This window comes from Rhizobium arsenicireducens, from assembly GCF_964021225.1.
This window is the reverse complement of record NZ_CAXHYK020000001.1, coordinates 303,058-325,807: the sequence shown is the minus strand read 5'-3', so window position 1 is coordinate 325,807 and position 22,750 is coordinate 303,058. Positions and strand designations below refer to the sequence as shown.

Below are 22,750 nucleotides of genomic sequence, written 5' to 3'. Positions count from 1 at the left end.
GGAGCAATCAACGAGGACCGGGCGCATGAACGAACTGATGCTGCTGACGAAACCGAACCGCCACCTGTTCTTCACCGGCAAGGGCGGCGTCGGCAAGACCTCGATCAGTTGCGCCACCGCGATCGCGCTGGCCGACAAGGGCCTGAAAGTCCTGCTGGTCAGCACCGACCCGGCCTCCAATCTCGATGAAATGCTCGGCGTAGCGCTCGGTAGCGATCCGACCCCGGTGCCGGGCGTGCCCGGCCTTTTGTCCATGAACATCGACCCGGAGACGGCGGCAGAGGACTACCGCGCCCGTGTGCTCGACCAGATGGGCCCGGCCGCCACCGACACCGAGAAGGCGACCGTGCGCGAACAGCTGTCCGGCGCCTGCACCACCGAGATCGCCGCCTTCGATGAGTTCGTCGACCTGCTCGCCGACGACAATCCGCAGTTCGACCACATCATCTTCGACACGGCGCCCACCGGCCACACGCTCAGGCTGCTGAGCCTGCCCAAGGCCTGGACAGGTTTCCTCGAGGCCAACGAGCGCGGCGCCTCCTGCCTTGGACCGCATTCCGGCCTGAAGATGCAGGAAGATCGCTTCCGCGACGCACTCGAATGCCTGGGCGACCCGGCCCGCACCACCATCGTGCTGGTGACCCGTGCCGAGCGCGGCGCGATCCGCGAGGCAGCGCGCACGGCCGGAGAAGCTCAGCGAACTCGGCCTCTCCAACCAGATGCTCGCCGTCAACGGCCGCTTCACGCCCTCCGGTCCGGGCGACACGGTCGCTGCGGCCTTCGCCGCCGAGCAGGCTGCGGCACTGGCCGAACTGCCCGCCTCCCTCGCCTCCCTGCCGCGCGACGAGGTGCCGCTGAAATCCTTCGACATGGTCGGGCTCGGGGCCTTGCGAGCCCTCTTCGCGCCGAATGACGATGTCACCGCTTCCGGCACTGGCAGCTTGCCCGCCGTCACCGACCTGCCGCGTCTCTCGGCCCTCGTCGACAACATTGCCGCGAGCGGCAAGGGTCTCGTTATGGTGATGGGCAAGGGTGGAGTCGGCAAGACGACGGTAGCCGCCGCCGTGGCAATCGGGCTGGCCGCACGCGGCCATTCCGTGCACCTGACGACCACCGACCCGGCGGCCCATCTTTCCTTCGTCGTCGGCTCGGATGCCATGCCGGGCCTGACCGTCGACCGCATCGACCCGGAGGCCGAAACCGCGCTGTATATCGACAAGATCATGACGACCAAGGGCCGCGACCTCGATGAGGATGGCAAGGCCCTGCTGCGCGAGGATCTGGCCTCCCCCTGCACCGAGGAGGTTGCCGTCTTCCACGCCTTTTCGCGTGTTGTCGGTGAAGCGAGGAGCAGCTTCGTCGTCATCGATACGGCACCGACCGGTCATACCCTGCTGCTGCTCGACGCGACCGGCGCTTATCACCGCCAGATGACACGTCACCTTGACGAAAACGCCCCCGGCCGCATGGTAACCCCACTGATGCGCCTGCAGGATCCCGCCTATACCCGCGTCCTGCTGGTCACCCTGCCGGAAACCACGCCGGTCTCCGAAGCCGGCACGTTGCAGGAGGATCTTCGCCGCGCCAGGATCGAGCCCTATGGCTGGGTGGTCAACAAGTCGATGGCGATTACCGGCACACGCGACCCGCTGCTGCGCGCCCGGATCAAGGGCGAGGCGGCCCAGATCGAGCGGGTGAAACGCGATTTTGCCAGCCGGGTCTACGGGCTCGACTTCCGTGCGGTCGCACCGGTTGGATTGCAGGAACTGCGCAAGATTGCCGCAGGGGATTGAGGTCGTTCCAACAACCGTGTCGCCGCAGCGGCCCGGCCACCTACCTTCCGGGTTGAGCCGCTGAATTCCGCCTTGCCAGCACATTCTCCCGCCAGACGGTGAACAGCCCGGCGCCGACGACGATCGCGGCGCCGATCACCATATTGACCCGAAGCACCTCGCCGAAAACCATGACGGCGATGCCCGAGGCCAGCACGAGCTGCAGATAGGTGATCGGCTGGACCGCCACGGCATCGAGATTGTCATAGGCCTTGATCAGCAGATAGTGCCCGGCAATGCCGGTACAGCAGAGCAGGATCATCCATTTCCAGTCGGCGGCGGAAATCTCCGTCCAGAAGAACGGCCCGGCGATCGAGAGCGCCACGGCCCCGACCGTGCCAATGTAGAAGAAGCTCGTCATCGGCCCATCGACCCGGCTGACCAGCCGCGTCATCAAGCCGTAGAGCGCGCCAATCACGGCCGTCGCGATCGGCAGGATCACCAACGGGCTGAACTGGTCCCCGCTTGGGGACAGGATCAGCAAGACCCCGCACAAGCCCACGCCGATCGCCGTCCAGCGCCGCCATCCGACCTTTTCGCCGAGGATCGGCACCGACAGTAGCGCGACAATCAGCGGACCGGCGGCAAAGATCGCCTGCGATTGGGCAAGCCCGACCTTGGCAAACGCGGCAATGGCGATCGGGATCTGCACCGCCAGCAGCAACCCGCGGGCGATCTGCAGGAACGGGCGCTTGGTGGCGACCGCCGCCCTCAGCCCACCGCGTGCCCGCATGGCGAACAGGATGGCGAAGGCGGCAAACGCCCAATAGCGGAACATCGCCACCAGCACCGGCGGATAGTGCATGCCGAGATGCTTCGACACGGCGTCCTGCACCGAAAATATGGTGAAGGCGATGATGGCAAAGGCATAGCCGAGCGGCGTTGATTTCATGAAACCGTCTGACGTGGAAGGAGCAGAAATGGCTCCTTCGCAGAGAAAGGAGGCGAATCGATCGTATACGTCTCTTGGCATTTGCAAAGTCGGTAATTTGCACATCTGCCTTGTGGCAAACGAGCAGATCTCCCGCCTCGGATCGCAATCCGCGCCGCCGCTTGCCCTTTCGCCCACCGCCATGCTCTAACCGGCCATGGCCTTCACGCTTCGCCAATTGCAATATTTCATCGCCGTCGCCGAGCAAGGTTCCGTGACGCGGGCGGCGCAGAACCTGTCGATCTCGCAGTCCTCGGTGACCGAGGCGATCAAGGAACTCGAGGGCGATCTCGGCGTCGAACTGTTCGAGCGCCATCCGCGCGGCCTGTCGATCACCCATAACGGCCATCAGTTCCTGCGCCACGCCACCAAAATTCTGTCAAGCGTCTCGGATGCGCGCAACGCCTTTTCCGATACACAGGAAAACACCGGCGGAACGCTCAATATCGGCGTCACCTCGCTCGTCGCCGGCTACGTCCTTTCCGACCTGCTCGCCCGCTATCGCCGCGCCTGCCCGGGTGTCGAGGTCTCAGCCATCGAGGACAACGGCTCCTATCTTGAGCATCTGCTGATCGGCGGCGAACTCGATGTCGCCGTCATGGTCATCTCCAACCTGCGCGACCGCATGGCGCTGCAGGCGGAAATCCTCGAAACCTCGCCTTATCGCCTGTGGCTACCCATGGGCCATCCGCTCGTCTCCGCCGACATCATCTCGATTGCCGATATCGCCCGCGAACCGCTGATCATGCTGACAGTCGACGAAATCGAGGAGAACACCGGCAAGCTCCTCTCGGCGCTCGGCGCCCGCCCGCATGTCGCCTTCCGCACCCGCTCGGTGGAGGCGGTACGCAGCCTGGTAGCGACCGGCGCCGGCGTGGCGCTGCTGCCCGACCTCGTCTACCGCCCCTGGTCGCTGGAAGGCGACCGCATCGAAAGCCGCGACGTCTCCGGTGCCCTCCCCGTCGTCCAGGTCGGCATGGTCTGGCGCAAGGGCTCGAGCCTGCCCCAATCGGCCCGCGACTTCGTCGGCATCGCCGAAGCGCTGAGAAGCGGGCGGGGACGGTAGGACTTCAAACCTGTGTAAATCCCCCTCTGGCCTGCCGGCCATCTCCCCCACAAGGGGGGAGTACACGCGCGGGACCGTTCGGCCACGAACCTGCCGCAGCTTTCTTGGAAAGCCCCTCCCCCTTGTGGGGAGGGGTCTTCACCCCTTGACCTTTCGGAAAAACCGATAGCGCCTTTCTGACAAATGAATTTGCGAATGCGGTAATTTCACGTCACCTTCACGATCGGGAACAAACGCCGCGATAAGGCGGCCCCCAACCGGGAGAAATTGCCATGAAGAAATTATTGCAGTCCTGCACCGCAATCATTGCCGTTGCCAGCTTCACCACCAATGCCATTGCCCAGGAACCGCTGAAGGAACTCGGCAAGGGCGAAGGTGCGCTCTCCATCGTCGCCTGGGCCGGCTATATCGAGCGCGGCGAAACCGACAAGAATTACGACTGGGTCAGCAAGTTCGAAGCCGACACAGGATGCAAGGTGAGCGTCAAGACCGCCGCGACCTCGGACGAAATGGTCGCCCTGATGAACGAAGGCGGCTTCGACCTCGTCACCGCCTCGGGCGACGCCTCGCTCCGCCTCGTCGCCGGCAAGCGCGTCCAGCCGATCAACACCGATCTCATCCCGTCCTGGAGCACCATCGACGAGCGCCTGCAGAACGCCCCCTGGCACACGGTGAACGGCGTACACTACGGCACGCCCTATGTCTGGGGCCCGAACGTGCTGATGTACAACACCGAAGCGTTCAAGGATCAGGCGCCGACCAGCTGGAAGGTCGTCTTCGAGGAAATGACGCTCGCCGACGGCAAGTCCAACAAAGGCCGTGTCCAGGCCTATGACGGCCCGATCTATGTCGCCGACGCCGCCCTCTACCTGATGAAGCACAAGCCGGAACTTGGCATCAAGGACCCCTACGAGCTGAATGAAGATCAGTACAAGGCCGCCCTTGAGCTGCTGCGCGGTCAGCGCCAGCTCGTCGGCCGTTACTGGCACGACGCCATGATCCAGATCGACGACTTCAAGAACGAAGGCGTTGTCGCTTCCGGTTCCTGGCCGTTCCAGGTCAACCTGATGAAGGCCGAGGGCGCTAAGATCGCTTCGACCTTCCCGGAGGAAGGCGTCACCGGCTGGGCCGACACCACCATGCTGCACGCCGAAAGCGCGCACCCGAACTGCGCCTACATGTGGATGGAGCATTCGCTCTCGCCCAAGGTCCAGGGCGACGTCTCCGCCTGGTTCGGCACCGTTCCCTCCGTCCCGGCCGCCTGCAAGGGCAATGAGCTTTTGACCGACGAGGGCTGCACGACCAACGGCTACGACAACTTCGAGAAGATCAGCTTCTGGAAGACGCCGACCTCGAAGTGCGAAAGCCAGGGCGAATGCGTTCCGTATCACCGCTGGGTCTCCGACTACATCGGCGTGATCGGCGGCCGTTGACGAGCCCTTTCTCCCCCTTGGTGGGGGAGAAAGCAAAATCAACGATTTAGCCGAGCGCAGCGAGTGCTAGACGTTAGATTTTTGCAAGTGAGGGGGTCCCCTCCGCACGCGACCCCTCACTTGCGATTTCTAGCACTTGGCCAAGGCTAAGATGCTGAAATCGCTTTCTCTCCCACAAGGGGCGAGAAGTCCAAACCTCGACCGGAGTCCCCATGACCGCAGCAGTTGAATTCTCGCAGGTGTCGCGCCATTTTGGCGCCGTCAAGGCCGTCGATGCTGTCGATCTCGCGATCGCGCCCGGCGAGTTCTTCGCCATGCTCGGGCCCTCCGGCTCCGGCAAGACGACCTGCCTGCGCCTGATCGCCGGCTTCGAACAACCGACATCCGGCCATATCGAGATCTTCGGCGAGACGGCGGAGGGCGTTCCGCCCTATCGCCGCCACGTCAACACGGTGTTCCAAGACTACGCGCTGTTTCCCCATCTCGACATCCTCAACAACGTCGCCTACGGGCTGATGGTCAAGGGCGTCGAAAAGTCCGAACGGCTGAAGCAGGCCGAAGACGCGCTCGATCTCGTCAAGCTGCCAGGCTACGGCACGCGCAAGCCCGGCCAGCTCTCCGGCGGCCAGCGCCAGCGCGTGGCGCTCGCACGCGCGCTTGTCAATAAGCCCAAGGTCCTGCTGCTGGACGAGCCGCTCGGCGCCCTCGACCTGAAGCTGCGCGAGCAGATGCAGGAAGAGTTGAAGACGCTGCAACGCTCGCTCGGCATCACCTTCATCTTCGTCACCCACGACCAGGGCGAGGCCCTGTCCATGGCCGACCGCGTCGCCGTATTCAACGACGGGAAGATTGTCCAGGCGGGTACGCCGGAAGAGATCTACAATCGCCCCAAGACGCGCTTCGTCGCCGATTTCGTCGGCTCCTCCAATGTGATCTCGCCCGACGACATGAAGACGCTCGGTGGCGAAACGAATTGGGCAAGCCTGCGCCCCGAGGCCATCAGCCTCGTCACCGAGGGCGGCATTCCCGCAACCGTGCGCTCGAGGAGTTTTCTCGGCGCCGCCACAAGGCTCACTGTCTCGGCCGGCAACATTGCGTTGTCGGTCATGGTGCCGGCAGGCCAACCCGTGCCGGAAGTCGGCTCCGGCACGGGACTTTCCTGGCAGCCGTCAGATCTCCACTACATGGACGGCGTCGCATGAGCGCGGTCGTCACCACATCGATCTTGCCCGGCCGCGGCGGCCTGATGGGCCGCCTGTCGGACCTGTTCTGGCGCCGCCCCGCCCTGCTGCTCATGCTGATGCTGATCCCGCCGGTACTCTGGCTCGGCATCATCTACATCGGCTCGCTGATTGCGCTCCTGCTGCAGAGCTTCTTCTCGATCGACGAATTCTCCGGGATGATCAATTACGAATTGACGTTCTCGACCTATCGTCAACTACTCCACCCGGCAAATTTCGACATCATACTGCGCACCGTGCTGATGGCCGCCGCCGTCACGCTGGCCTCCGCCGTACTCGCCTTCCCGATTGCCTACTATGCCGCCCGCTACGCCACCGGCAAATGGAAGGCCTTCTTCTATATCGGCGTAATGCTGCCGCTCTGGTCGAGCTATCTGGTCAAGGTCTATGCCTGGAAGCTGATCCTCGCCAAGGAAGGCATCCTCACCTGGGCCTTTGCCAAACTGCACCTGACCTGGCTGCTTGACGCTATCCTGGCGATCCCGGTGATCGGCGGAAATTCACTGTCGATCAGCTATATAGGCACCTTCCTCGTCTTCATCTATGTGTGGCTACCCTTCATGATCCTGCCGGTCCAGGCCGCACTCGAGCGCGTACCCGGCAATCTCCTCGAGGCGTCGGGCGATCTCGGCGCCCGGCCGGGACAGACCTTCCGCCACGTGCTGCTGCCGCTGGCGCTGCCCGGCGTGATCGCCGGCTCGATCTTCACCTTCTCGCTGACGCTCGGCGACTACATCATCCCGCAGATCGTCGGCTCCTCGCGCCTCTTCATCGGCCAGGCCGTCTATGCCCAGCAGGGCACCGCCGGCAACGTGCCGCTCGCCGCCGCCTTCTCGGTCGTACCGATCGTCATCATGGGCGTCTATCTGTGGGCCGCCAAACGCATGGGGGCATTCGATGCGCTCTGACCGCTCCTCCGCCGGATGGCCCCTCAAGATCGCGGCTGCTGGCGGTCTCCTGTTCCTGCACCTGCCGATCCTTTTGATCTTCGTCTATGCCTTCACCACCGAGGAGAAGAGCTTCCAGTGGCCGCCGCCGGGCTTCACTACCAAGTGGTTCGCCGTCACCTGGAACCGGCCGGACGTCTGGGAAGCGCTGACGCTGTCGGTGAAGGTCGCCTCGATCGCCACAGTCGTCGCCCTACTGCTCGGCACACTGGCCGCTGCCGCCGTGTCGCGTACAAAATTCTTCGGCCGCGAAGTGATCTCGCTGCTGGTCATCCTGCCGATCGCCCTGCCCGGCATCATCACCGGCATCGCGCTGCGCTCGGCCTTCTCGCTCGCCGAGATCCCGTTCTCGATGTGGACGATCATCCTCGGCCACGCGACCTTCTGTGTCGTCGTGGTCTACAACAACGCGGTCGCCCGCTTCCGGCGCACCTCGGGTTCGCTGATCGAGGCCTCGATGGATCTCGGCGCCGACGGCTTCCAGACCTTCCGCTATGTCGTATTGCCGAACATCGCCACGGCCCTTCTCGCCGGCGGCATGCTCGCCTTCGCGCTGTCCTTCGACGAGGTCATCGTCACCACCTTCACCGCCGGCCAGCAGTCCACCCTGCCGATCTGGATGCTGGAAGAACTGATCCGCCCGCGCCAGCGCCCGGTTACCAACGTGGTCGCCATGCTGGTGGTGATCGTCACCTTCCTGCCGATCCTCGCCGCCTATTACCTGACCCGCGACACCGACCAGATTTCCGGCAGCGGCAAATAGCATCAAAGACAACTCGAAAAGTTGAGGGAGAACGACATGGACACGCAAATGCTGATCGGCTCGAAGTTCGAGGCCGGCACCGAAACCGAGGAAAAGGTCCTCAATCCGAAAACCGGCGAGACCATTCTCGACCTGCCCGAAGCTTCGCTCGCCCAGATCGACGCCGCCGTCGATGCCGCCGAAAAGGCTTTCGACACCTGGTCCTCGACCACGCCCTCGCAGCGTTCCGCCTATCTCCTGAAGATCGCCGATGCGATCGAGCAGGATGCGGCAGGCTTTGCCACGCTGGAGAGCCTCAACTGCGGCAAGCCGATCAATGCCGTGCTGAATGACGAAATCCCGGCGATCGTCGACTGCTGGCGCTTCTTCGCCGGGGCCATCCGCTCGCTGCATGCCCCGGTCGCCGGCGAATACCTGCCCGGTCACACCTCGATGATCCGCCGCGATCCGATCGGCATCGTCGGCTCGATCGCGCCATGGAACTATCCGCTGATGATGATGGCCTGGAAGCTGGCACCGGCGATCGCCGGCGGCAACACGGTCGTGTTCAAGCCGTCCGAACAGACCCCGCTGACCGCGCTGAAGATGGCCAAGCTGCTCGCCGACATACTGCCGGAAGGCGTGGTCAACGTCGTGCTCGGTCGCGGCGAAAGCGTCGGCAATGCCATCATCAACCATGCCAAGGTCAACATGGTGTCGATCACCGGCGACATCGCCACCGGCAAGAAGGTGCTCGCCGCCGCCGCCAAGACCGTCAAGCGCACCCATCTGGAGCTCGGCGGCAAGGCCCCGGTCATCGTCTATGACGATGCCGACCTCGAGGCCGTCGTCGCCGGCATCCGCACCTTCGGCTTCTACAATGCCGGCCAGGACTGCACCGCCGCCTGCCGCATCTATGCCTCAGACAAGATCTACGACAACTTCGTCGCCGACCTTGCCTCGGCCGTCTCCACGCTGAAGTTCAACCAGGCCGACGACACCGAAAACGAGATCGGCCCGCTGATCTCGAAGCGCCAGCGCGACCGCGTCGAAAGCTTCGTCACCCGCGCCTCCGAGCACAGCCACATGGAAGTCGTCACCGGCGGCAAGGTATCGGGCGAAAAGGGCTTCTTCTATGCCCCGACCGTCATTGCCGGCGCCCTGCAGGACGACGAGATCGTGCGCCGCGAAGTCTTCGGCCCGGTCGTCTCGGTCACCCGCTTCTCGGACACCGACGATGCGGTCGCCTGGGCAAACGACAGCGATTACGGCCTTGCCTCCTCCGTCTGGACCAAGGACATTTCCCGCGCCATGAAGACCGCCGCACGCCTTCGCTACGGCTGCACCTGGATCAACACCCACTTCATGCTGTGCAACGAGATGCCCCATGGCGGCCTGAAGCAGTCCGGCTACGGCAAGGACATGTCGGTCTATGCCCTGGAGGACTACACCGCCGTCCGCCACGTGATGATTGCGCACTGAGAGCCGTTCGCGGATGATCATCGAAAACGGCGTGGCCTGAGGTCACGCCGTTTGCTTATGGAGCGGGATGCAGAACGGATGGAGAGCGGCACTGCGTCCGGGCGCCGTGGGACAGGACCCATTTACCTTCGGCCGAGATAATCTGGCGACGCGTCCGCCGCTGCACTATCGTCGGGAGAGAATCAGAGGAGTCTCCCGCATGCGCCGCATTCTGCCCGTCCTGATCGCCATGGCGACCCTGTCATCGCCTGCCGTCGCGACCGCCCAGGAACCGCTGGTGATCCCGGCGCCGAATCTCGGTGGCAAACCGTCTGACGATGCGGCGATCTGGCATGTCTATGGGCTGATCCCCGGCGATATCCTCAATATCCGTTCCGGTCCAGGCACATCCTTCCGGGTGATCGGCGCCTTGCAGGAAGGCGACCCCGTGCGCAATCTTGGCTGCCGCGAGCGCGACGGCGGCTTCTGGTGCCGTATCTCCACCTATGACCGGCCGAGCATCAGCGGCTGGGTCAACGGTCGCTATATCTCCGACGAGTGGTTGCCGCCGGCGGGCTCCCAGCGTGAAGACGACGAAGAGCGCGTGATCCCCGGCACCGCCTATCACGCCACCGGTACGCTCCGTTGCGAAACGCTCGGCGACACGCGCATTACCGCCTGTGCCTTCGGCATCGTCCGCAACGGCCCCTTCGCCGAAATCGACCTGACCTTCCCTGACGGCTATACCCGTTCACTCACCTACCGCGCTGGCCGCTTCGCCGCCAAGGACGGCTCGGAAGTTCGCAGCCGCAAACAGGGCGGCGTCGCCGTCGTCACAGTCAACGGCGAGGAAACCTTCCACATTCCCGACGATGTGGTGATGGGCTGGTGAGTTCAGCGTCAGCCATTGGGGGAAACATCGAGTGACGAATTGGGACGCACGCAGTTACCCCCTGCCCGGCAGGGCAGAGGAGGCAACACATGGACTGAGCGGAAACTTCCTTCTCGGCGCTTAAGCCGCCAGTGCCTTGGCGACCATGCCGCGTAGCGTGCCGAGGTCCTTGTAGAAGGCGCGGATTCCCTCGGCGAGCTTCTCCGTCGCCATAGCATCCTCGTTCATCGACCAGCGGAAGGCCTTCTCGTCAAGCGAAACACGCGGTTCCGCCGTCGCCTTCTCCGGCGACAGCATGCGCGGCAGCGTGCCCTTGTCGGCATCCAGTTCGTCGAGAAGCGCCGGGCTGATCGTCAGCCGGTCGCAACCGGCCAGCGCTTCGATCTCGCCCGCGTTGCGGAACGAGGCGCCCATGACGATCGTCTCGATGCCGTTCGCCTTGTAATAGTTGTAGATCGAACGCACGGAAAGAACGCCCGGATCGGTCTCGGCGGTGTAGTTTTCGCCTGTCGACTTCTTGTACCAGTCGAGGATGCGGCCCACGAAGGGCGAGATCAGGAAGACCTTCGCTTCCGCGCAGGCAATTGCCTGGGCCTTGGAGAACAGCAGCGTCAGGTTGCAGTCGACACCCTCGCGCTGCAGCACCTCCGCGGCGCGGATGCCTTCCCAGGTCGAGGCGAGCTTGATCAGGATCCGGTCGCGCTCGATGCCCAGTTCCTTGTAGCGCGCAATGATTTCATGCGCCTTTGCGATCGAAGCCTTGGTGTCGAAGGAGAGGTCGGCATCGACCTCGGTGGAGACGCGGCCCGGCACGATCTTGGCTAGGGCAGCACCGACCGAAATCGCCAGCCGGTCGGCCACTACAGCCGTCACCGCCTCGCTCGCACCGCCCTGGGCCTTGCCCCAGGCGATTTCCGTCTCGAACGTTTCGGCGAAGGCCTCCGTGCCCAGAGCCTTGAGCACGATCGTCGGATTGGTCGTGCAATCGACCGGCTTCAGGCGTGCAACGGCCTCGATGTCGCCGGTGTCGGCGACCACGGTGGTCATGGCGCGAAGCTGTTCGAGTTTGGAGGTCATGATCGTCATCCCTGTTCTTAGAGGCGGCAAGGCCGAAGAATTCGCGCCGACTATCACCAGCCGAAGATGGCAAAGTCAAGAACAAGGCTCCCTGATTTCAATCGATTAACAAGTCCCGCGGCCAGCCTTCAGCCGGAGGACCTGCCCGCCTCCCAGCCGAGCATGGCGCGTTTGCGCGTCAGGCCCCAGTGATAGCCGGTGAGCGCGCCGCCCTTGCCCAGCGCCCGGTGGCAGGGCACGACGAAGGAGATCGGATTGCGCCCGACCGCCGCCCCGACCGCTCGGCTCGCCGTCGGCTGGCCGATCCTCGCAGCAATGTCGGAATAGGTGACCGCCTTGCCGAGTGGAATTTCGAGCAGGCTTTCCCAGACCCGGACCTGGAAATCCGTGCCGATCAGAACAACACGCAGCGGCTGCTCGCCCTTCCATTTCTCAGAGTCGAAGATGCGGCTCGCATAGGGGGCGGTCGCGGTCTGGTCGGGCACATACTGCGCCTGCGGCCAGCGCCGCGCCATATCGTCGAAACAGGCGGCCTCCCCGCCCGGATCGGCAAAGGCGAGACCCGCCAGCCCCCGGTCCGTTGCCATCACCAGCGCCAGTCCGAAGGGCGAGGGATGGAAGCCGTAGCGGATGACAAGACCGGCGCCTCTCGCCTTCCATTCGCCCGGCGACATCGCCTCGTGGGTGACGAAGAGATCATGCAGCCGCCCTGGCCCGGAAAGCCCAAGCTCGATCGAGGCTTCGAGAAGCGGCATGCCCTCCTGGCCGAGCAGCCGCTTGGCATGGTCCAGCGTGACGGCTTGAAGAAAACCCTTGGGCGAGAGGCCGGCCCAACGGGTAAAGGTCTTTTGTAACTGGCTCGGCGATAGCCCGAGCCGGGCCGCCATGGTCTCCAGCGACGGCTGCGCCTGATAGTCGAGCGTCAGCATCTCGATCACGCGGCGCACCGTCTCGTAGTCGGAGCCTCCAGGCGTAATGTCGGTGGTCGCGGAAAGGTCGATCTGCTGGGCTAGGGTCATGGCGAAATCCTCGGTCTGAGATCTCGATCTGACCATGGCTTGGCGCCGCTCGCCACCCGTTTCTTGCCGCGTGCGGAGCGCTAAATCCTCTGCTTGGCCGTTGCAAGCGCCCGCTTGAACGCCTTGGCGAAGCTCTCCCGGTCGTCGGGATTGAGAAACGACCCTATTTCGGTGCGCTTCCCCTGGCCGGTCACCTGCATCGAAACGATGCCGATCTCGTCATGGCGCTTGACGAAGAAGCGCGCCCAGAACGGGTTGTACCAATGCTCGGTCATCCGCCCCGACGGCGTGAATTTGCGGATCGCAAGGTCGGTGCGCGAGACATAGACCTCCTCGCGGGCGCGGCCGGAACGGTAGTTCAGCCAGAACGCGCCGTAGAGCAGCAGGAAATCGAGGCCGAAGAACAGGCCGATCGGCCAGGCGCCGGTCGACATGAAGAACGCGGCGTGGACCGCGCAAACCGCGCCGGTGATCATCAGGAGTATGCGGAAGCCCTTCCGGCCGAGCGAGCGGTAGGGCACGAGTTCGGCAGCGAATATCGGCTGCTCCGCGACGGGGTTCACATTGCCTTTGGTCATTGGGGCCGACTATAGATTGTCCATGACGAGTCCATCCAAGAAATCCAGCACCCAAACTTTGAAAAAGTCAATTCCCGCAGCCGTGAAGCGCAAGCCCGTGGCGCGATCGGCCTATTCCAGGGCCGAGCTGGAGGAGATCTTCCGGCGCTTTTCCATCCAGCGGCCGGAGCCGAAGGGCGAACTGGAACACGTCAATCCCTTCACCCTCGTCGTTGCCGTCGCGCTGTCCGCCCAGGCGACCGATGCCGGGGTCAACAAGGCGACACGCGCCCTGTTCAAGGTGGCCGACACGCCGCAGAAAATGCTCGATCTCGGCGAGGAAAAGGTCCGCGACTACATCAAGACGATCGGGCTCTTCCGCAACAAGGCGAAGAACGTCATCGCCCTGTCGCAGCGCCTGGTCGACGTCTATGGGGGCGAGGTGCCGAAGACGCGCGAGGAATTGGTGACCCTTCCGGGCGTTGGCCGCAAGACCGCCAATGTCGTCATGTCCATGGCCTTCGGCATCCCGACGGTCGCCGTCGACACCCATATCTTCCGCATCGCCAACCGCATCCGTCTGGCGCCCGGAAAGACCCCGGACGAAATCGAAGACAAGCTCCTGCGGATCATCCCGAAGCACTATCTGTTCCATGCCCATCACTGGCTGATCCTGCACGGGCGCTACTGCTGCAAGGCGCGCAAGCCCGAATGCGAACGCTGCGTCATCGCCGACATCTGCAAGTCGCCGGAAAAGAACTGCGACGTGCCGGCCCCGCTGGTAGAATTGCCGCAGCAGATAATCGGGTCCGCTAACTGACTGACTTAGCGCGATCAATAGCGCAACCTGGAACGCGCCCTGGGCGGCTGCCTCAGGGCCGCGCTTCGGCCACGCCATCCACAAGCGTTCGGATCGCACGCTCGTATTCGCTTCGGTGCTCGCCCGCTTCGATCGCCAGTGCCGCGCGGTCGAACGCAGCGGATAGCAGAGCTGTCAACGCATTGAGGCCCTCCAGGGAGCAACCGGCGTCTTCGAGATAGGCCTTGAGCCCCTCTCGCAGGCTGCCTTCGGCCCGCTCCGCATCGATCTTCGACACCTTTGCGGCTCCGAGCACGGCAGGGCCGTCAAGCAACAGCAGCCGCGTCCGTCCGGGTTCGCTCATGGCGTCGAAATAGGCCTTCGCGCCCGTCAGCAGAGCCTCCCGCGCAGACGCGGCCGGAACGGATTGTGCTTCTATGGCCGCAGCCACGGCCTCAGCCTCGGCGGCCAGGACCGCTTCGAACAAGGCCTTCTTGTCATCGAAATGATGATAAAGAGCGCCGCGTGTGACACCGGCGGCCGCGACGATTTCCGGTGTGGCGGTCTCGGCGTATCCCTTTTCAGCGAACAATCGCCGGGCTGCGGCAATCAGCGCCTGCCGCGTCTGCTCCATTCCTTCCCGGGTATTTCTCGCCATAAGTCCTCTTTACATGCACGATGTATGTATGATATCCATCCAAATACATTCACATTGTATGTTAATTCGAAGAGGAGCGAAAGCATGAAATCGACAAGTTACTATCCGGTGATCATGACCAATCGCGTCGCCGAAACTGCCGGCTTCTATTGCCGGCATTTCCGCTTCGCGCGGCTGTTCGAGAGCGACTGGTATGTGCATTTGCAGTCGACCGAGGACGAAAAGGTCACGCTTGCCATCCTCGATCCATCCCATGAAACCGTACCGGAACAGGCCCGCGCAGGCGTGGCAGGCCTCATCCTCAACTTCGAGGTGGAGGATCCGGATACGCTATACGAGGCCTGCAAGAAGGCCGGCCTGCCGATTCTGAAGGAATTGACAGATGAGGACTTCGGCCAGCGTCACTTCATCACCGCCGACCCGAACGGCGTTCTGATCGACATCATAAAGCCGATCCCGCCGAGCGCGGAGTATGCGGCGCTGTATGATGCGGCAGCCCTGCCGGCCTGATCAGGCCCTCAGGAGAACTTGTCGCGCCGACAGAATCTTGTGAAGATGCACCATCAAGCCGGCGGCAAAGAGCGGGGTCAGCAGGTTGAGGAAGGGAATTGCCAGGAAGCCGGCAATGACCAAACCGCCGACGAAGACCGTTCCGGCATGGCGCGAGCGGAACTGCCGCGCCTCAACCGGCGAACGGTAGCGCATGGCGGCGAATTCGAAGAATTCCCGGCCGAGCAGATAGCCGTTGACGAGGAAGAAGGCGAGAATGTTGACGCCTGGCACGAGCAGCAGGAAAAGCGCGATGACGTTGCCAAGGATCACGATGCCGAAGAACTTCAGCGAGGCGAGCATGGCAGCGCCGATCGGCATGGCAGTGCCCGGTCGATCCGTCGGATAGTCACGTTTTTCGATCACCTCGGCCACGTCGTCGAGAAAGAGGCCGGCGATGATCGCGGTCACCGAAGACAAAAGCAGCGCGAGCGCCAGCGCAAGGCCGATGCTGGCGAAGATGCCGAAGATGAAGGTGAGCCATCCCGCCCATTCCGGCGTGCCCGGGATCAGCGCATCGACCCACGGCATGGCAAAGGCGACGAAGGTCTCCCGCAGCACGAACCACAACCCCGCCAGCACCAGCAGCGTCAGGCCGATCACCTTCCAGAACACCGAGCGGGTCTCGGGCGCGAAGAGATTGCGCAAGGCAAGGCCTGCTGCGTCAAGGATCATCCGGAACCTCCATCAATACCGATGCGAATGTAGGATGCACCATGCCGGCGAACAAGGCAGATGCCCTCCGGTCCGGAATTATCCCAGCCGGTAGAGCCCCGGCCGGCGGTCGGTCAGATAGGGGTTCTGCTTGCGGCAGTCGTCATAGGCGGATCTGTCGATTTCCGCGAACAGCAGGGTTTCGCGCATACCGGCCCGCGCCAATTCCTCACCGTCCGGCCCGACGACCACGGAGCGACCGCCATAGGAAAGCGCGCCCTCATCGCCGCAGAGATCGGCATAGGCAATGAACAGCCCGTTTTCGAAGGCCCGCGTCGGCACCACCATGTCGGCCACCCGCCGGCTGATCAGCCCGGCTGGCAGGGCGGTGGGGACGAGCACAAGTTCGGCGCCGGCCAGCGCCAGCGTCCTGACATATTCGGGAAATTCGACATCGTAGCAGATCAGCATTGCGGTGCGGATGCCGGCGAAGTCGAAGACATGCGGCGCATCGCCACCCGGTACGAAGGCCGCCCGTTCGGCATCGCCGTAGAGATGGGCCTTGCGATAGAATTCCGTCGTCCCCTCCGGCCCGACCAGGACAGCACTGTTGTAGACCCCCTCGCCATCCTTTTCGGCAAAGCCCGCGCAGATGGCGATTTCGAATTCGGCCGCGATTTCGCTGAGCGCAGCGATGATGTCACCGTCGCGGCCTTCGGCGATTTCGGCGAACTGGGCCGGAGCCAAGGCATAGCCGGTGACGGAAAGCTCCGGGGTCACCAGAAGGTCGGCCCCCATGTCCGCAGCGGCAGCCGCGGCTTGAGCGATCTTGGAAAGGTTTGCTGCGGCATCGCCGGAAATCGGCTGCATCTGGTAGATTGAAATCAACATGACGGATCCTGCCCAAGACGATCAAAGCCGGACGATAGGCTGACCGGCCGCGCTTTGCAAAGCGTCCTACGGCATAGCCACAGCTTTCGATCGATCAGAGCACTGCGGCCGTGATGAGCAGGAGAAAACCCTTGACGAGCGCATAGAGCACCCCCGCGACCACGGTCACCGACACGGCGAACATCGCCGTGCCAAGCAATACGCAGAGACCATCACGCTCGAGTATGCCAAAGGAAAAAAGACAAATGGCGATCGCCGGCAGAATGTTGCCGAGGGGTATCGGCAGGGCGAGGATAACCGACAGGATGAGACAGAGCAGGCCGATGAGATATTCGGCCGGCGGATAGATGAAAATGTCGAGCCGCGGGCGCAGCATGCGCTCTCCGCGTGCCAGCCAGGGAGAAATGCGACTGACGATCGAGGCGAAATCGCTCCGCGCCATCGATCGGTCCGCGATGATCCTCGGCAACCACGGCGTTTGGCCGAGCATCAGTTGCGCGGAGAGGAAGACCAGCGGCGCGCCGGTCAGCGCCGAGGTTCCCGGCGGCGTCGGCATGGTGTTCGGCAGCGCGAATATCAGCATCAGCGCCCCGAAGGCGCGGTCGCCCATGGCCTCGAAGATATCGCCGATGGATACGCGCTCGCGGCTCTCGTCGCCGGCAATGCTCGTCAGGATGTCGGAGAGGCGACCACCGCGCCTGCGGGTGCCGCGACCACTTGGATCGTCCGTTTGCTCCCCATCCGTCTCTGCCATGCCTTCTCTCGACCAACTTTCACTTATGATCCCACATCCTCCTAGCCGAAGACAATGTCGGATCTTTGGTCAACAACGGTGAAGCCGGCGAGCGAAGGCAGTTATTGCGGGGCCGATGACAGTGCCAACCGCGAGTTCCCGCCTCACACCTGGACGAGATGCCCTGCTGATACCTCGCGGTATTGCCGTTCGGGCGGCACATAGCCGACCGGACGGACCGGGCTCTTGATCTCGTCCGTCGATATATTGCGCTTCAAGCTGCGCCGGGCGGGATCGGGGATCGGCACGGCCGCCATCAGCTTCTTCGTATAAGGATGCTGCGGATTGTCGAAAACCGCCTGGCGCGGGCCGATCTCGACGATCTCGCCGAGATACATCACCGCCACCCGATGGCTCACCCGCTCGACCACCGCCATATCGTGGGAAATGAACAGATAGGCGAGGTTGAAGCTTTGCTGCAGGTCAAGCAGCAGGTTGCAGACCTGTGCCTTGATCGACACGTCGAGCGCCGAGACCGCCTCGTCGGCGACGATCACCTTGGGGTCGAGCATCAGCGAGCGAGCAATTGCGATACGCTGGCGCTGGCCGCCGGAGAATTCGTGCGGGTAGCGCCGCATCATGTCGGCCTTCAGCCCCACCCGCTCGAGCAGGTCGGCGGCCTTGTCGCGCGCCTGCGCCTTCGGCCCCAGTCCATGCTCGACGAAGGGTTCCATGACCGCGCTGCCGACGCTCATGCGTGGATCGAGGCTAGCGAACGGGTCCTGGAAAACCATCTGGATGCTGCGCCGCATCTTGCGCAGCGAGGTCCGGTCTAGGTTGACGACATCATAGCCGTCGAGCGAGATCGCGCCGGCGGTCGGCTCGACCAGCCGGGTAATCGAGCGGCCGGTCGTCGACTTGCCGCAACCGGATTCCCCGACCAGCGCCAGCGTCTCTCCTTCGCGAAGGTCGAAGGAAACATTCTCCACCGCGTGCACGGCGCCGCTCTTGCGGCCGAGCAGGCCCGAATGGATGTCGAAGCGCGTCGTGAGATTTTTCACTTCCAGCACCGGTCGCTTGGCGCCATCGACGCCGCCGGCTTCCGTCTCCGGTATCCGGGTTTCGCCGGTAACAATGTCGATCACCGGAAAGCGCATCGGCCGTTCGCGCCCGCCCATCGAGCCGAGCTTGGGCACGGCCGACAAAAGTGCGCGCGTATAGGGATGCTTGCCGCGATTGAAGATGTCGTCGGTCGTGCCCGTCTCGACCGCCTCGCCGCGAAACATCACGATCGTCCTGTCGGAAACTTCCGCCACCACGCCCATGTCATGCGTGATGAACAGCACCGCCATGCCTTCCTCGTCCTGCAAGACCTTGATCAGGTCGAGGATCTGGCCCTGGATGGTGACGTCGAGCGCCGTCGTCGGTTCGTCGGCGATCAGCAGTTTCGGGCGGCTGGCGAGCGCCATGGCGATCATCACGCGCTGACGCATACCGCCGGAAAACTGGTGCGGATAGTCGCCGAATTTGTTCTTGGCGTTCGGAATGCGGACCTTGTCCAGCAAATGCAACACCTCGGCCTTCGCCTCGGACGTAGAGACGTCGCGATGGCAGGTGATCGCTTCGGCGATCTGCTTGCCGATCGGGAAGATCGGGTTGAGCGACGTCATCGGCTCCTGGAAGATCATGGCGATCTCATTGCCGCGCACCTTGCGCATCTCCTCGGCTTCGAGCGTCAGCAGTTCACGCCCGTTCAGCTTGATGCTGCCCTCAATGCGGCTGGCGTTCTGCGGTAGCAGCCGCATAATCGACAGCGAGGTGACGCTCTTGCCGGAACCCGATTCTCCGACGATCGCCACCGTTTCGCGCGGAGCCACATCGAAGCTCACGCCCTTGACCACCGATCGCCATTCGTCGCCGACCTTGAACGAGGTCGTCAGATCCCTGACCGCGAGAACCGGGATCTCGCCCGCAAGATTGCCATTCGAAGCTTCCACCATCCGACTCGTCCTTCAACCTCAGATTTTCGGCAAGACATGAGACCGCAGCATCAGGCCGCGAGCGCCGTTTCCGCGAGCGTCACCCAGTAGCTGATGCCATAGGGGATCGCCTCGTCATTGAAGTCGTAGGCCGAATGGTGGAGATTGGCGCTATCGCCATTGCCAATGAAAACGAAGGAGCCGGGACGCACCTCCAGCATGTAAGAAAAATCTTCCGCACCCATCATCGGCGGCAGCTCACCCTCGACGTTCCGTTCGCCGGAGATCCGCCGCATCACGCCAAGCGCGAAATCCGTCTCGTCCGGATGGTTGAACGTCACCGGATAACCGCGCCGGTAATGCACATCGACGCTTGCGCCGAAGCTCGCGGCAATGCCACTCGCCACCTCGCTTAGGCGTCGCTCGGCATAGTCGCGCGTCTCCGGCAGAAGCGTGCGGACCGTGCCGGTCAGCTTCACGGTGTTGGGGATGACGTTTGACGCCTCGCCGCCATGCACCGTCGCCACGGTGACGACGACGGATTCCAGCGGGTCCACCTCGCGGGAGGCAACGGTCTGCAATGCAATGACGATATGGGAGGAAACCAGCACCGGGTCGATGGTCTTATGCGGCTGGGCCGCATGCCCGCCGCGGCCGTGCACGAGGATCTCGAACTCGTCGGCCGCCGCCATCACCGAGCCCTTGCGGGTGGCGAAGTGACCGACCGGAATGCCCGGATGATTGTGCATGCCGTAGACCTGGGAAATCCCGAAGGTCTCCATCATGCCGTCCTCGACCATTTCGCGCCCGCCGCCGCCGCCTTCTTCCGCCGGCTGGAAGATCAGCGCGACGGAACCGCGGAAATTGCGGGTCTCGGCGAGATACTTCGCAGCGCCCAGCAGCATGGCGGTATGCCCGTCATGGCCGCAGGCATGCATTTTGCCGGGGACTTTCGAGGCCCATTCCTTGCCGCTCGTCTCATAGATCGGCAGCGCATCCATGTCGGCGCGAAAACCGATGACCGGTCCGTGGCCGCGATTGCCCTTGATGATGGCGACGACCCCGGTCCGGCCGATACCGGTTTCAACGACGTCACAACCGAAGGATGTCAGCTTTTCCGCAACGAATTCGGCCGTCTCGTAGACGTCGAACAGCAGTTCCGGGTTCTCGTGAAGGTGGCGGCGCCAGGCGGCCACCTCGCCCTGCAATTCGCTGGCACGGTTCAACACAGGCATGTGTTTGATCCTCGGTTTTTCTTTTGGTTCCCACTCTTGTTGCGCCATACTGCGCTGCCTCAAAGCGCTTTTGCAAGCCGCAATTTTCCGCCTTGAACGGAAAATAGGCCTATGCTTAGATGGCTCATATTTTGATCAGGCCCACCATCTTCGGATCGATTTCTCACAAGGGCAACGACTTCAGGCGGAGGCCAAAAAATCAAGATTACATAACAAGGTCAGCAATTTAACTGGGACTGGCCTTGATTGCCGGGAGAACGGGAACTCTCCCAAGGCAGCACTGACGTTCACAACTCCAATGATAATAACAGGGGAATGACGACATGCATAAATTCCGTATTCTATTGGCGGCATCGGCTGCGGCGCTCGCCGTGCAGGCGGCGCCAGCACTGGCCGAGCGAGGCTCCGACGGCGAACTGAAGATCCTCTTCTGGCAAGCCGTTTCAACGCTCAATCCCTACCTCTCCGGCGGGACCAAGGAAGTCTACAGCTCGTCGATGGTGATCGAGCCCCTCGCCCGCTATGACGAGACCGGTGCGCTGGTTCCCATGCTGGCCGCCGAAATCCCCACCGTCGAAAACGGTGGCGTAGCCGAAGACCTGAAGAGCATCACCTGGAAGCTGAAGCCCGACCTCAAGTGGTCAGACGGTACGCCCGTCACCGCCGACGATGCCATCTTCACTTGGAAATACTGCACGGCGCCGGACGGCGGCTGCGCCCAGGCCGCCTATTATGAGGGCGTGACCAATGTCGAGGCGGTCGACGCTTCCACCATCAAGGTTTCCTTCTCCGAGGCCAAGCCCTATCCCTATAGCGCCTTCGTCGGCGCCCAGTCGCCGATCATCCAGGCGGCCCAGTTCAAGGATTGCATGGGCGTCAAGGCTCCGGAATGCACCTCCGCCAATTTCGGCCCGATCGGCACCGGCCCCTTCGTCGTCAAGGAATTCAAGCCGAACGACGTCATCACCTTCGAAGCCAACCCGAACTATCGCGATCCGGCCAAGCCCGCCTTCGCCACCGCGACGCTGAAGGGCGGCGGTGATGCAGCATCGGCCGCCCGCGCCGTGCTTGAAACAGGCGAATTCGATTATGCCTGGAACATGCAGGTCGAGCCGGAAATCCTCGCCAGCATGGTGGCCGCCGGCAAGGGCAAGCTCGTCACATCCTTCGGTACCCAGGTCGAGCGTATCGACGTGAACCCCTTTGCCGTCGATTCCTCGCTCGGCGACAAGCGCTCCACCAAAGAGGCAGGCCCGCACCCGGCTCTGTCCGACCCGGCGGTGCGCAAGGCCCTTTCGCTCGCCATCGACCGCGACATCATCGATGAGGCCGGCTACGGTGAAGCGGGTCAGCCGACCTGCAACATCCTCCCCGCCCCGGATATCTACAAGTCGACCGATGTCGACTGGTGCCTGACGCAGGATCTCGATGCGGCCAACAAGCTGCTCGACGACGCCGGTTGGGTCATGGGCGGCGATGGCGTCCGCGCCAAGGATGGGGTGAAGCTCTCCTTCCTCTACCAGACCTCGACCAATTCGGTGCGCCAGGCCACCCAGGCGCTGGTCAAGGATATGTGGTCGCAGATCGGCGTAACCGTCGAGTTGCGCAACATTGCCGCCAACGTCTTCTTCGGCGGCGATCCGGCCTCCCCGGACACGTTCCAGAAATTTTACGCCGACGTGCAGATGTACACCAACAACTTCGATGGCACCGACCCGGAGAAGTACATGGCCGGCTGGATGTGCGACAAGATCCCGAGCCCGGCCAATGGCTGGCAGGGCGAGAACATCGTCCGCTACTGCAATGAAGACTATGACAAACTGGTCGTCGAACTGGGCAAGACCTCCAAGCTCGAGGAACGCGCCGTCATTGCTAAGAAGCTCAATGACATGCTGACCAACGACGTGGCGCAAATCCCGCTGATCCACCGCGGCAGCGTCTCGTCCCATTCGGTAACCCTCGAAGGCGTCCGCATGAACGCCTGGGACAGCGAGCTGTGGAACGTCGCTGACTGGACACGCAAGAAGTAAGTGCAGTTTCACCGGGCCGGCGTC

Annotated in this window: 22 protein-coding genes; 12 read left to right on the top strand and 10 right to left on the bottom strand. The window is 63.2% G+C overall.

What is annotated here, in order from left to right:
* Positions 1 to 25: 25 nt before the first annotated feature.
* Both ACWPVA_RS01570 and ACWPVA_RS01565 read left to right on the top strand, forming a co-directional pair.
* On the top strand, positions 26 to 913 hold the full coding sequence (locus tag ACWPVA_RS01570) for a TRC40/GET3/ArsA family transport-energizing ATPase (RefSeq protein WP_454286003.1): 888 nt from the start codon (positions 26 to 28) through the stop codon (positions 911 to 913).
* Entirely contained in the window at positions 870 to 1,793 is a 924-nt protein-coding gene (locus ACWPVA_RS01565) for an ArsA-related P-loop ATPase (protein ID WP_454289499.1), read from the top strand. Before ACWPVA_RS01570 ends, ACWPVA_RS01565 begins: the two co-directional genes overlap by 44 nt.
* A 40-nt stretch (positions 1,794 to 1,833) precedes the next feature.
* Here ACWPVA_RS01565 and ACWPVA_RS01560 read toward each other — a convergent pair whose 3' ends face one another.
* Positions 1,834 to 2,724 (bottom strand): DMT family transporter, encoded by an 891-nt coding sequence (locus ACWPVA_RS01560; RefSeq protein ID WP_454286002.1) that lies wholly within the window; start codon positions 2,722 to 2,724, stop codon positions 1,834 to 1,836.
* Between the two features lie 196 nt (positions 2,725 to 2,920).
* Here ACWPVA_RS01560 and ACWPVA_RS01555 point away from each other — a divergent pair, with 196 nt between their 5' ends.
* From ACWPVA_RS01555 to ACWPVA_RS01525, 7 genes are all read left to right on the top strand, one after another.
* On the top strand, positions 2,921 to 3,829 hold the full coding sequence (locus tag ACWPVA_RS01555) for a LysR family transcriptional regulator (protein WP_454286001.1): 909 nt from the start codon (positions 2,921 to 2,923) through the stop codon (positions 3,827 to 3,829).
* Positions 3,830 to 4,101: 272 nt separating this feature from the next.
* The gene (locus ACWPVA_RS01550) at positions 4,102 to 5,262 is read left to right on the top strand and encodes an ABC transporter substrate-binding protein (protein WP_454286000.1); all 1,161 of its coding nucleotides are present in this window, start codon (positions 4,102 to 4,104) and stop codon (positions 5,260 to 5,262) included.
* A 212-nt stretch (positions 5,263 to 5,474) separates the two neighbouring features.
* Complete coding sequence (locus ACWPVA_RS01545) at positions 5,475 to 6,464, top strand: ABC transporter ATP-binding protein (RefSeq protein WP_454285999.1); 990 nt, start codon at positions 5,475 to 5,477, stop codon at positions 6,462 to 6,464.
* Entirely contained in the window at positions 6,461 to 7,411 is a 951-nt protein-coding gene (locus tag ACWPVA_RS01540) for an ABC transporter permease (protein ID WP_454285998.1), read from the top strand. The genes ACWPVA_RS01545 and ACWPVA_RS01540 overlap by 4 nt, the downstream gene beginning before the upstream one ends.
* Complete coding sequence (locus tag ACWPVA_RS01535) at positions 7,401 to 8,213, top strand: ABC transporter permease (RefSeq protein WP_454285997.1); 813 nt, start codon at positions 7,401 to 7,403, stop codon at positions 8,211 to 8,213. Before ACWPVA_RS01540 ends, ACWPVA_RS01535 begins: the two co-directional genes overlap by 11 nt.
* 36 nt (positions 8,214 to 8,249) lie before the next feature.
* On the top strand, positions 8,250 to 9,674 hold the full coding sequence (locus ACWPVA_RS01530; RefSeq protein ID WP_454285996.1) for a gamma-aminobutyraldehyde dehydrogenase: 1,425 nt from the start codon (positions 8,250 to 8,252) through the stop codon (positions 9,672 to 9,674).
* 199 nt (positions 9,675 to 9,873) lie between these two features.
* The gene (locus ACWPVA_RS01525; RefSeq protein WP_454285995.1) at positions 9,874 to 10,545 is read left to right on the top strand and encodes an SH3 domain-containing protein; all 672 of its coding nucleotides are present in this window, start codon (positions 9,874 to 9,876) and stop codon (positions 10,543 to 10,545) included.
* A 120-nt stretch (positions 10,546 to 10,665) separates the two neighbouring features.
* Here the strand turns inward: ACWPVA_RS01525 and tal are convergent, their stop codons facing one another.
* The 3 genes from tal to ACWPVA_RS01510 form a co-directional block, all read right to left on the bottom strand.
* Positions 10,666 to 11,622 carry a transaldolase gene (tal, locus tag ACWPVA_RS01520; protein WP_454285994.1) on the bottom strand — a complete coding sequence of 319 codons (957 nt, stop codon included), beginning with the start codon at positions 11,620 to 11,622 and terminating at the stop codon, positions 10,666 to 10,668.
* Between the two features lie 128 nt (positions 11,623 to 11,750).
* Complete coding sequence (locus tag ACWPVA_RS01515) at positions 11,751 to 12,641, bottom strand: methylated-DNA--[protein]-cysteine S-methyltransferase (RefSeq protein ID WP_454285993.1); 891 nt, start codon at positions 12,639 to 12,641, stop codon at positions 11,751 to 11,753.
* Between the two features lie 80 nt (positions 12,642 to 12,721).
* Positions 12,722 to 13,219 (bottom strand): DUF2244 domain-containing protein, encoded by a 498-nt coding sequence (locus tag ACWPVA_RS01510; RefSeq protein WP_454285992.1) that lies wholly within the window; start codon positions 13,217 to 13,219, stop codon positions 12,722 to 12,724.
* A 22-nt stretch (positions 13,220 to 13,241) separates the two neighbouring features.
* On the opposite strand from ACWPVA_RS01510, the gene nth reads away from it, so the two are divergent.
* Positions 13,242 to 14,018, top strand: coding sequence for an endonuclease III (nth, locus tag ACWPVA_RS01505; RefSeq protein ID WP_454285991.1), 777 nt, complete (start codon positions 13,242 to 13,244; stop codon positions 14,016 to 14,018).
* A gap of 52 nt (positions 14,019 to 14,070) precedes the next feature.
* Here the strand turns inward: nth and ACWPVA_RS01500 are convergent, their stop codons facing one another.
* On the bottom strand, positions 14,071 to 14,655 hold the full coding sequence (locus ACWPVA_RS01500; RefSeq protein WP_454285990.1) for a TetR family transcriptional regulator: 585 nt from the start codon (positions 14,653 to 14,655) through the stop codon (positions 14,071 to 14,073).
* Between the two features lie 84 nt (positions 14,656 to 14,739).
* On the opposite strand from ACWPVA_RS01500, the gene ACWPVA_RS01495 reads away from it, so the two are divergent.
* Positions 14,740 to 15,165: a VOC family protein gene (locus tag ACWPVA_RS01495; protein ID WP_454285989.1), complete on the top strand. Its 426-nt coding sequence runs from the start codon at positions 14,740 to 14,742 to the stop codon at positions 15,163 to 15,165.
* On the opposite strand, the gene ACWPVA_RS01490 is transcribed toward ACWPVA_RS01495, so the two are convergent.
* From ACWPVA_RS01490 to ACWPVA_RS01470, 5 genes are all read right to left on the bottom strand, one after another.
* Positions 15,166 to 15,879: a sulfate transporter family protein gene (locus ACWPVA_RS01490; protein WP_454285988.1), complete on the bottom strand. Its 714-nt coding sequence runs from the start codon at positions 15,877 to 15,879 to the stop codon at positions 15,166 to 15,168.
* A gap of 78 nt (positions 15,880 to 15,957) precedes the next feature.
* On the bottom strand, positions 15,958 to 16,749 hold the full coding sequence (locus ACWPVA_RS01485; protein WP_454285987.1) for a carbon-nitrogen hydrolase family protein: 792 nt from the start codon (positions 16,747 to 16,749) through the stop codon (positions 15,958 to 15,960).
* A gap of 94 nt (positions 16,750 to 16,843) precedes the next feature.
* Positions 16,844 to 17,503 (bottom strand): exopolysaccharide biosynthesis protein, encoded by a 660-nt coding sequence (locus ACWPVA_RS01480; RefSeq protein ID WP_454285986.1) that lies wholly within the window; start codon positions 17,501 to 17,503, stop codon positions 16,844 to 16,846.
* 143 nt (positions 17,504 to 17,646) lie between these two features.
* Positions 17,647 to 19,482 carry an ABC transporter ATP-binding protein gene (locus ACWPVA_RS01475; RefSeq protein WP_454285985.1) on the bottom strand — a complete coding sequence of 612 codons (1,836 nt, stop codon included), beginning with the start codon at positions 19,480 to 19,482 and terminating at the stop codon, positions 17,647 to 17,649.
* Between the two features lie 50 nt (positions 19,483 to 19,532).
* A complete protein-coding gene (locus tag ACWPVA_RS01470; RefSeq protein WP_454285984.1) occupies positions 19,533 to 20,696 on the bottom strand; it encodes a M20 aminoacylase family protein in 1,164 nt (387 codons plus the stop codon).
* 323 nt (positions 20,697 to 21,019) lie between these two features.
* Between ACWPVA_RS01470 and ACWPVA_RS01465 the strand changes: the two genes are divergently transcribed.
* Positions 21,020 to 22,726: a peptide ABC transporter substrate-binding protein gene (locus tag ACWPVA_RS01465; protein WP_454285983.1), complete on the top strand. Its 1,707-nt coding sequence runs from the start codon at positions 21,020 to 21,022 to the stop codon at positions 22,724 to 22,726.
* Positions 22,727 to 22,750: the final 24 nt, after the last annotated feature.

Bases quoted from the DNA above. Each gene is read 5' to 3' on its own strand.
- tal (WP_454285994.1), bottom strand. From the start codon at position 11,622: ATGACCTCCAAACTCGAACAGCTTCGCGCCATGACCACCGTGGTCGCC.
- ACWPVA_RS01490 (WP_454285988.1), bottom strand. From the start codon at position 15,879: ATGATCCTTGACGCAGCAGGCCTTGCCTTGCGCAATCTCTTCGCGCCC.
- ACWPVA_RS01515 (WP_454285993.1), bottom strand. From the start codon at position 12,641: ATGACCCTAGCCCAGCAGATCGACCTTTCCGCGACCACCGACATTACG.
- ACWPVA_RS01570 (WP_454286003.1), top strand. From the start codon at position 26: ATGAACGAACTGATGCTGCTGACGAAACCGAACCGCCACCTGTTCTTC.
- ACWPVA_RS01500 (WP_454285990.1), bottom strand. From the start codon at position 14,655: ATGGCGAGAAATACCCGGGAAGGAATGGAGCAGACGCGGCAGGCGCTG.
- ACWPVA_RS01465 (WP_454285983.1), top strand. From the start codon at position 21,020: ATGCATAAATTCCGTATTCTATTGGCGGCATCGGCTGCGGCGCTCGCC.
- ACWPVA_RS01510 (WP_454285992.1), bottom strand. From the start codon at position 13,219: ATGACCAAAGGCAATGTGAACCCCGTCGCGGAGCAGCCGATATTCGCT.
- ACWPVA_RS01530 (WP_454285996.1), top strand. From the start codon at position 8,250: ATGGACACGCAAATGCTGATCGGCTCGAAGTTCGAGGCCGGCACCGAA.
- ACWPVA_RS01545 (WP_454285999.1), top strand. From the start codon at position 5,475: ATGACCGCAGCAGTTGAATTCTCGCAGGTGTCGCGCCATTTTGGCGCC.
- ACWPVA_RS01550 (WP_454286000.1), top strand. From the start codon at position 4,102: ATGAAGAAATTATTGCAGTCCTGCACCGCAATCATTGCCGTTGCCAGC.
- ACWPVA_RS01560 (WP_454286002.1), bottom strand. From the start codon at position 2,724: ATGAAATCAACGCCGCTCGGCTATGCCTTTGCCATCATCGCCTTCACC.
- ACWPVA_RS01495 (WP_454285989.1), top strand. From the start codon at position 14,740: ATGAAATCGACAAGTTACTATCCGGTGATCATGACCAATCGCGTCGCC.
- ACWPVA_RS01475 (WP_454285985.1), bottom strand. From the start codon at position 19,482: ATGGTGGAAGCTTCGAATGGCAATCTTGCGGGCGAGATCCCGGTTCTC.
- nth (WP_454285991.1), top strand. From the start codon at position 13,242: ATGACGAGTCCATCCAAGAAATCCAGCACCCAAACTTTGAAAAAGTCA.
- ACWPVA_RS01555 (WP_454286001.1), top strand. From the start codon at position 2,921: ATGGCCTTCACGCTTCGCCAATTGCAATATTTCATCGCCGTCGCCGAG.
- ACWPVA_RS01540 (WP_454285998.1), top strand. From the start codon at position 6,461: ATGAGCGCGGTCGTCACCACATCGATCTTGCCCGGCCGCGGCGGCCTG.
- ACWPVA_RS01565 (WP_454289499.1), top strand. From the start codon at position 870: ATGGTCGGGCTCGGGGCCTTGCGAGCCCTCTTCGCGCCGAATGACGAT.
- ACWPVA_RS01485 (WP_454285987.1), bottom strand. From the start codon at position 16,749: ATGTTGATTTCAATCTACCAGATGCAGCCGATTTCCGGCGATGCCGCA.
- ACWPVA_RS01535 (WP_454285997.1), top strand. From the start codon at position 7,401: ATGCGCTCTGACCGCTCCTCCGCCGGATGGCCCCTCAAGATCGCGGCT.
- ACWPVA_RS01525 (WP_454285995.1), top strand. From the start codon at position 9,874: ATGCGCCGCATTCTGCCCGTCCTGATCGCCATGGCGACCCTGTCATCG.
- ACWPVA_RS01480 (WP_454285986.1), bottom strand. From the start codon at position 17,503: ATGGCAGAGACGGATGGGGAGCAAACGGACGATCCAAGTGGTCGCGGC.
- ACWPVA_RS01470 (WP_454285984.1), bottom strand. From the start codon at position 20,696: ATGCCTGTGTTGAACCGTGCCAGCGAATTGCAGGGCGAGGTGGCCGCC.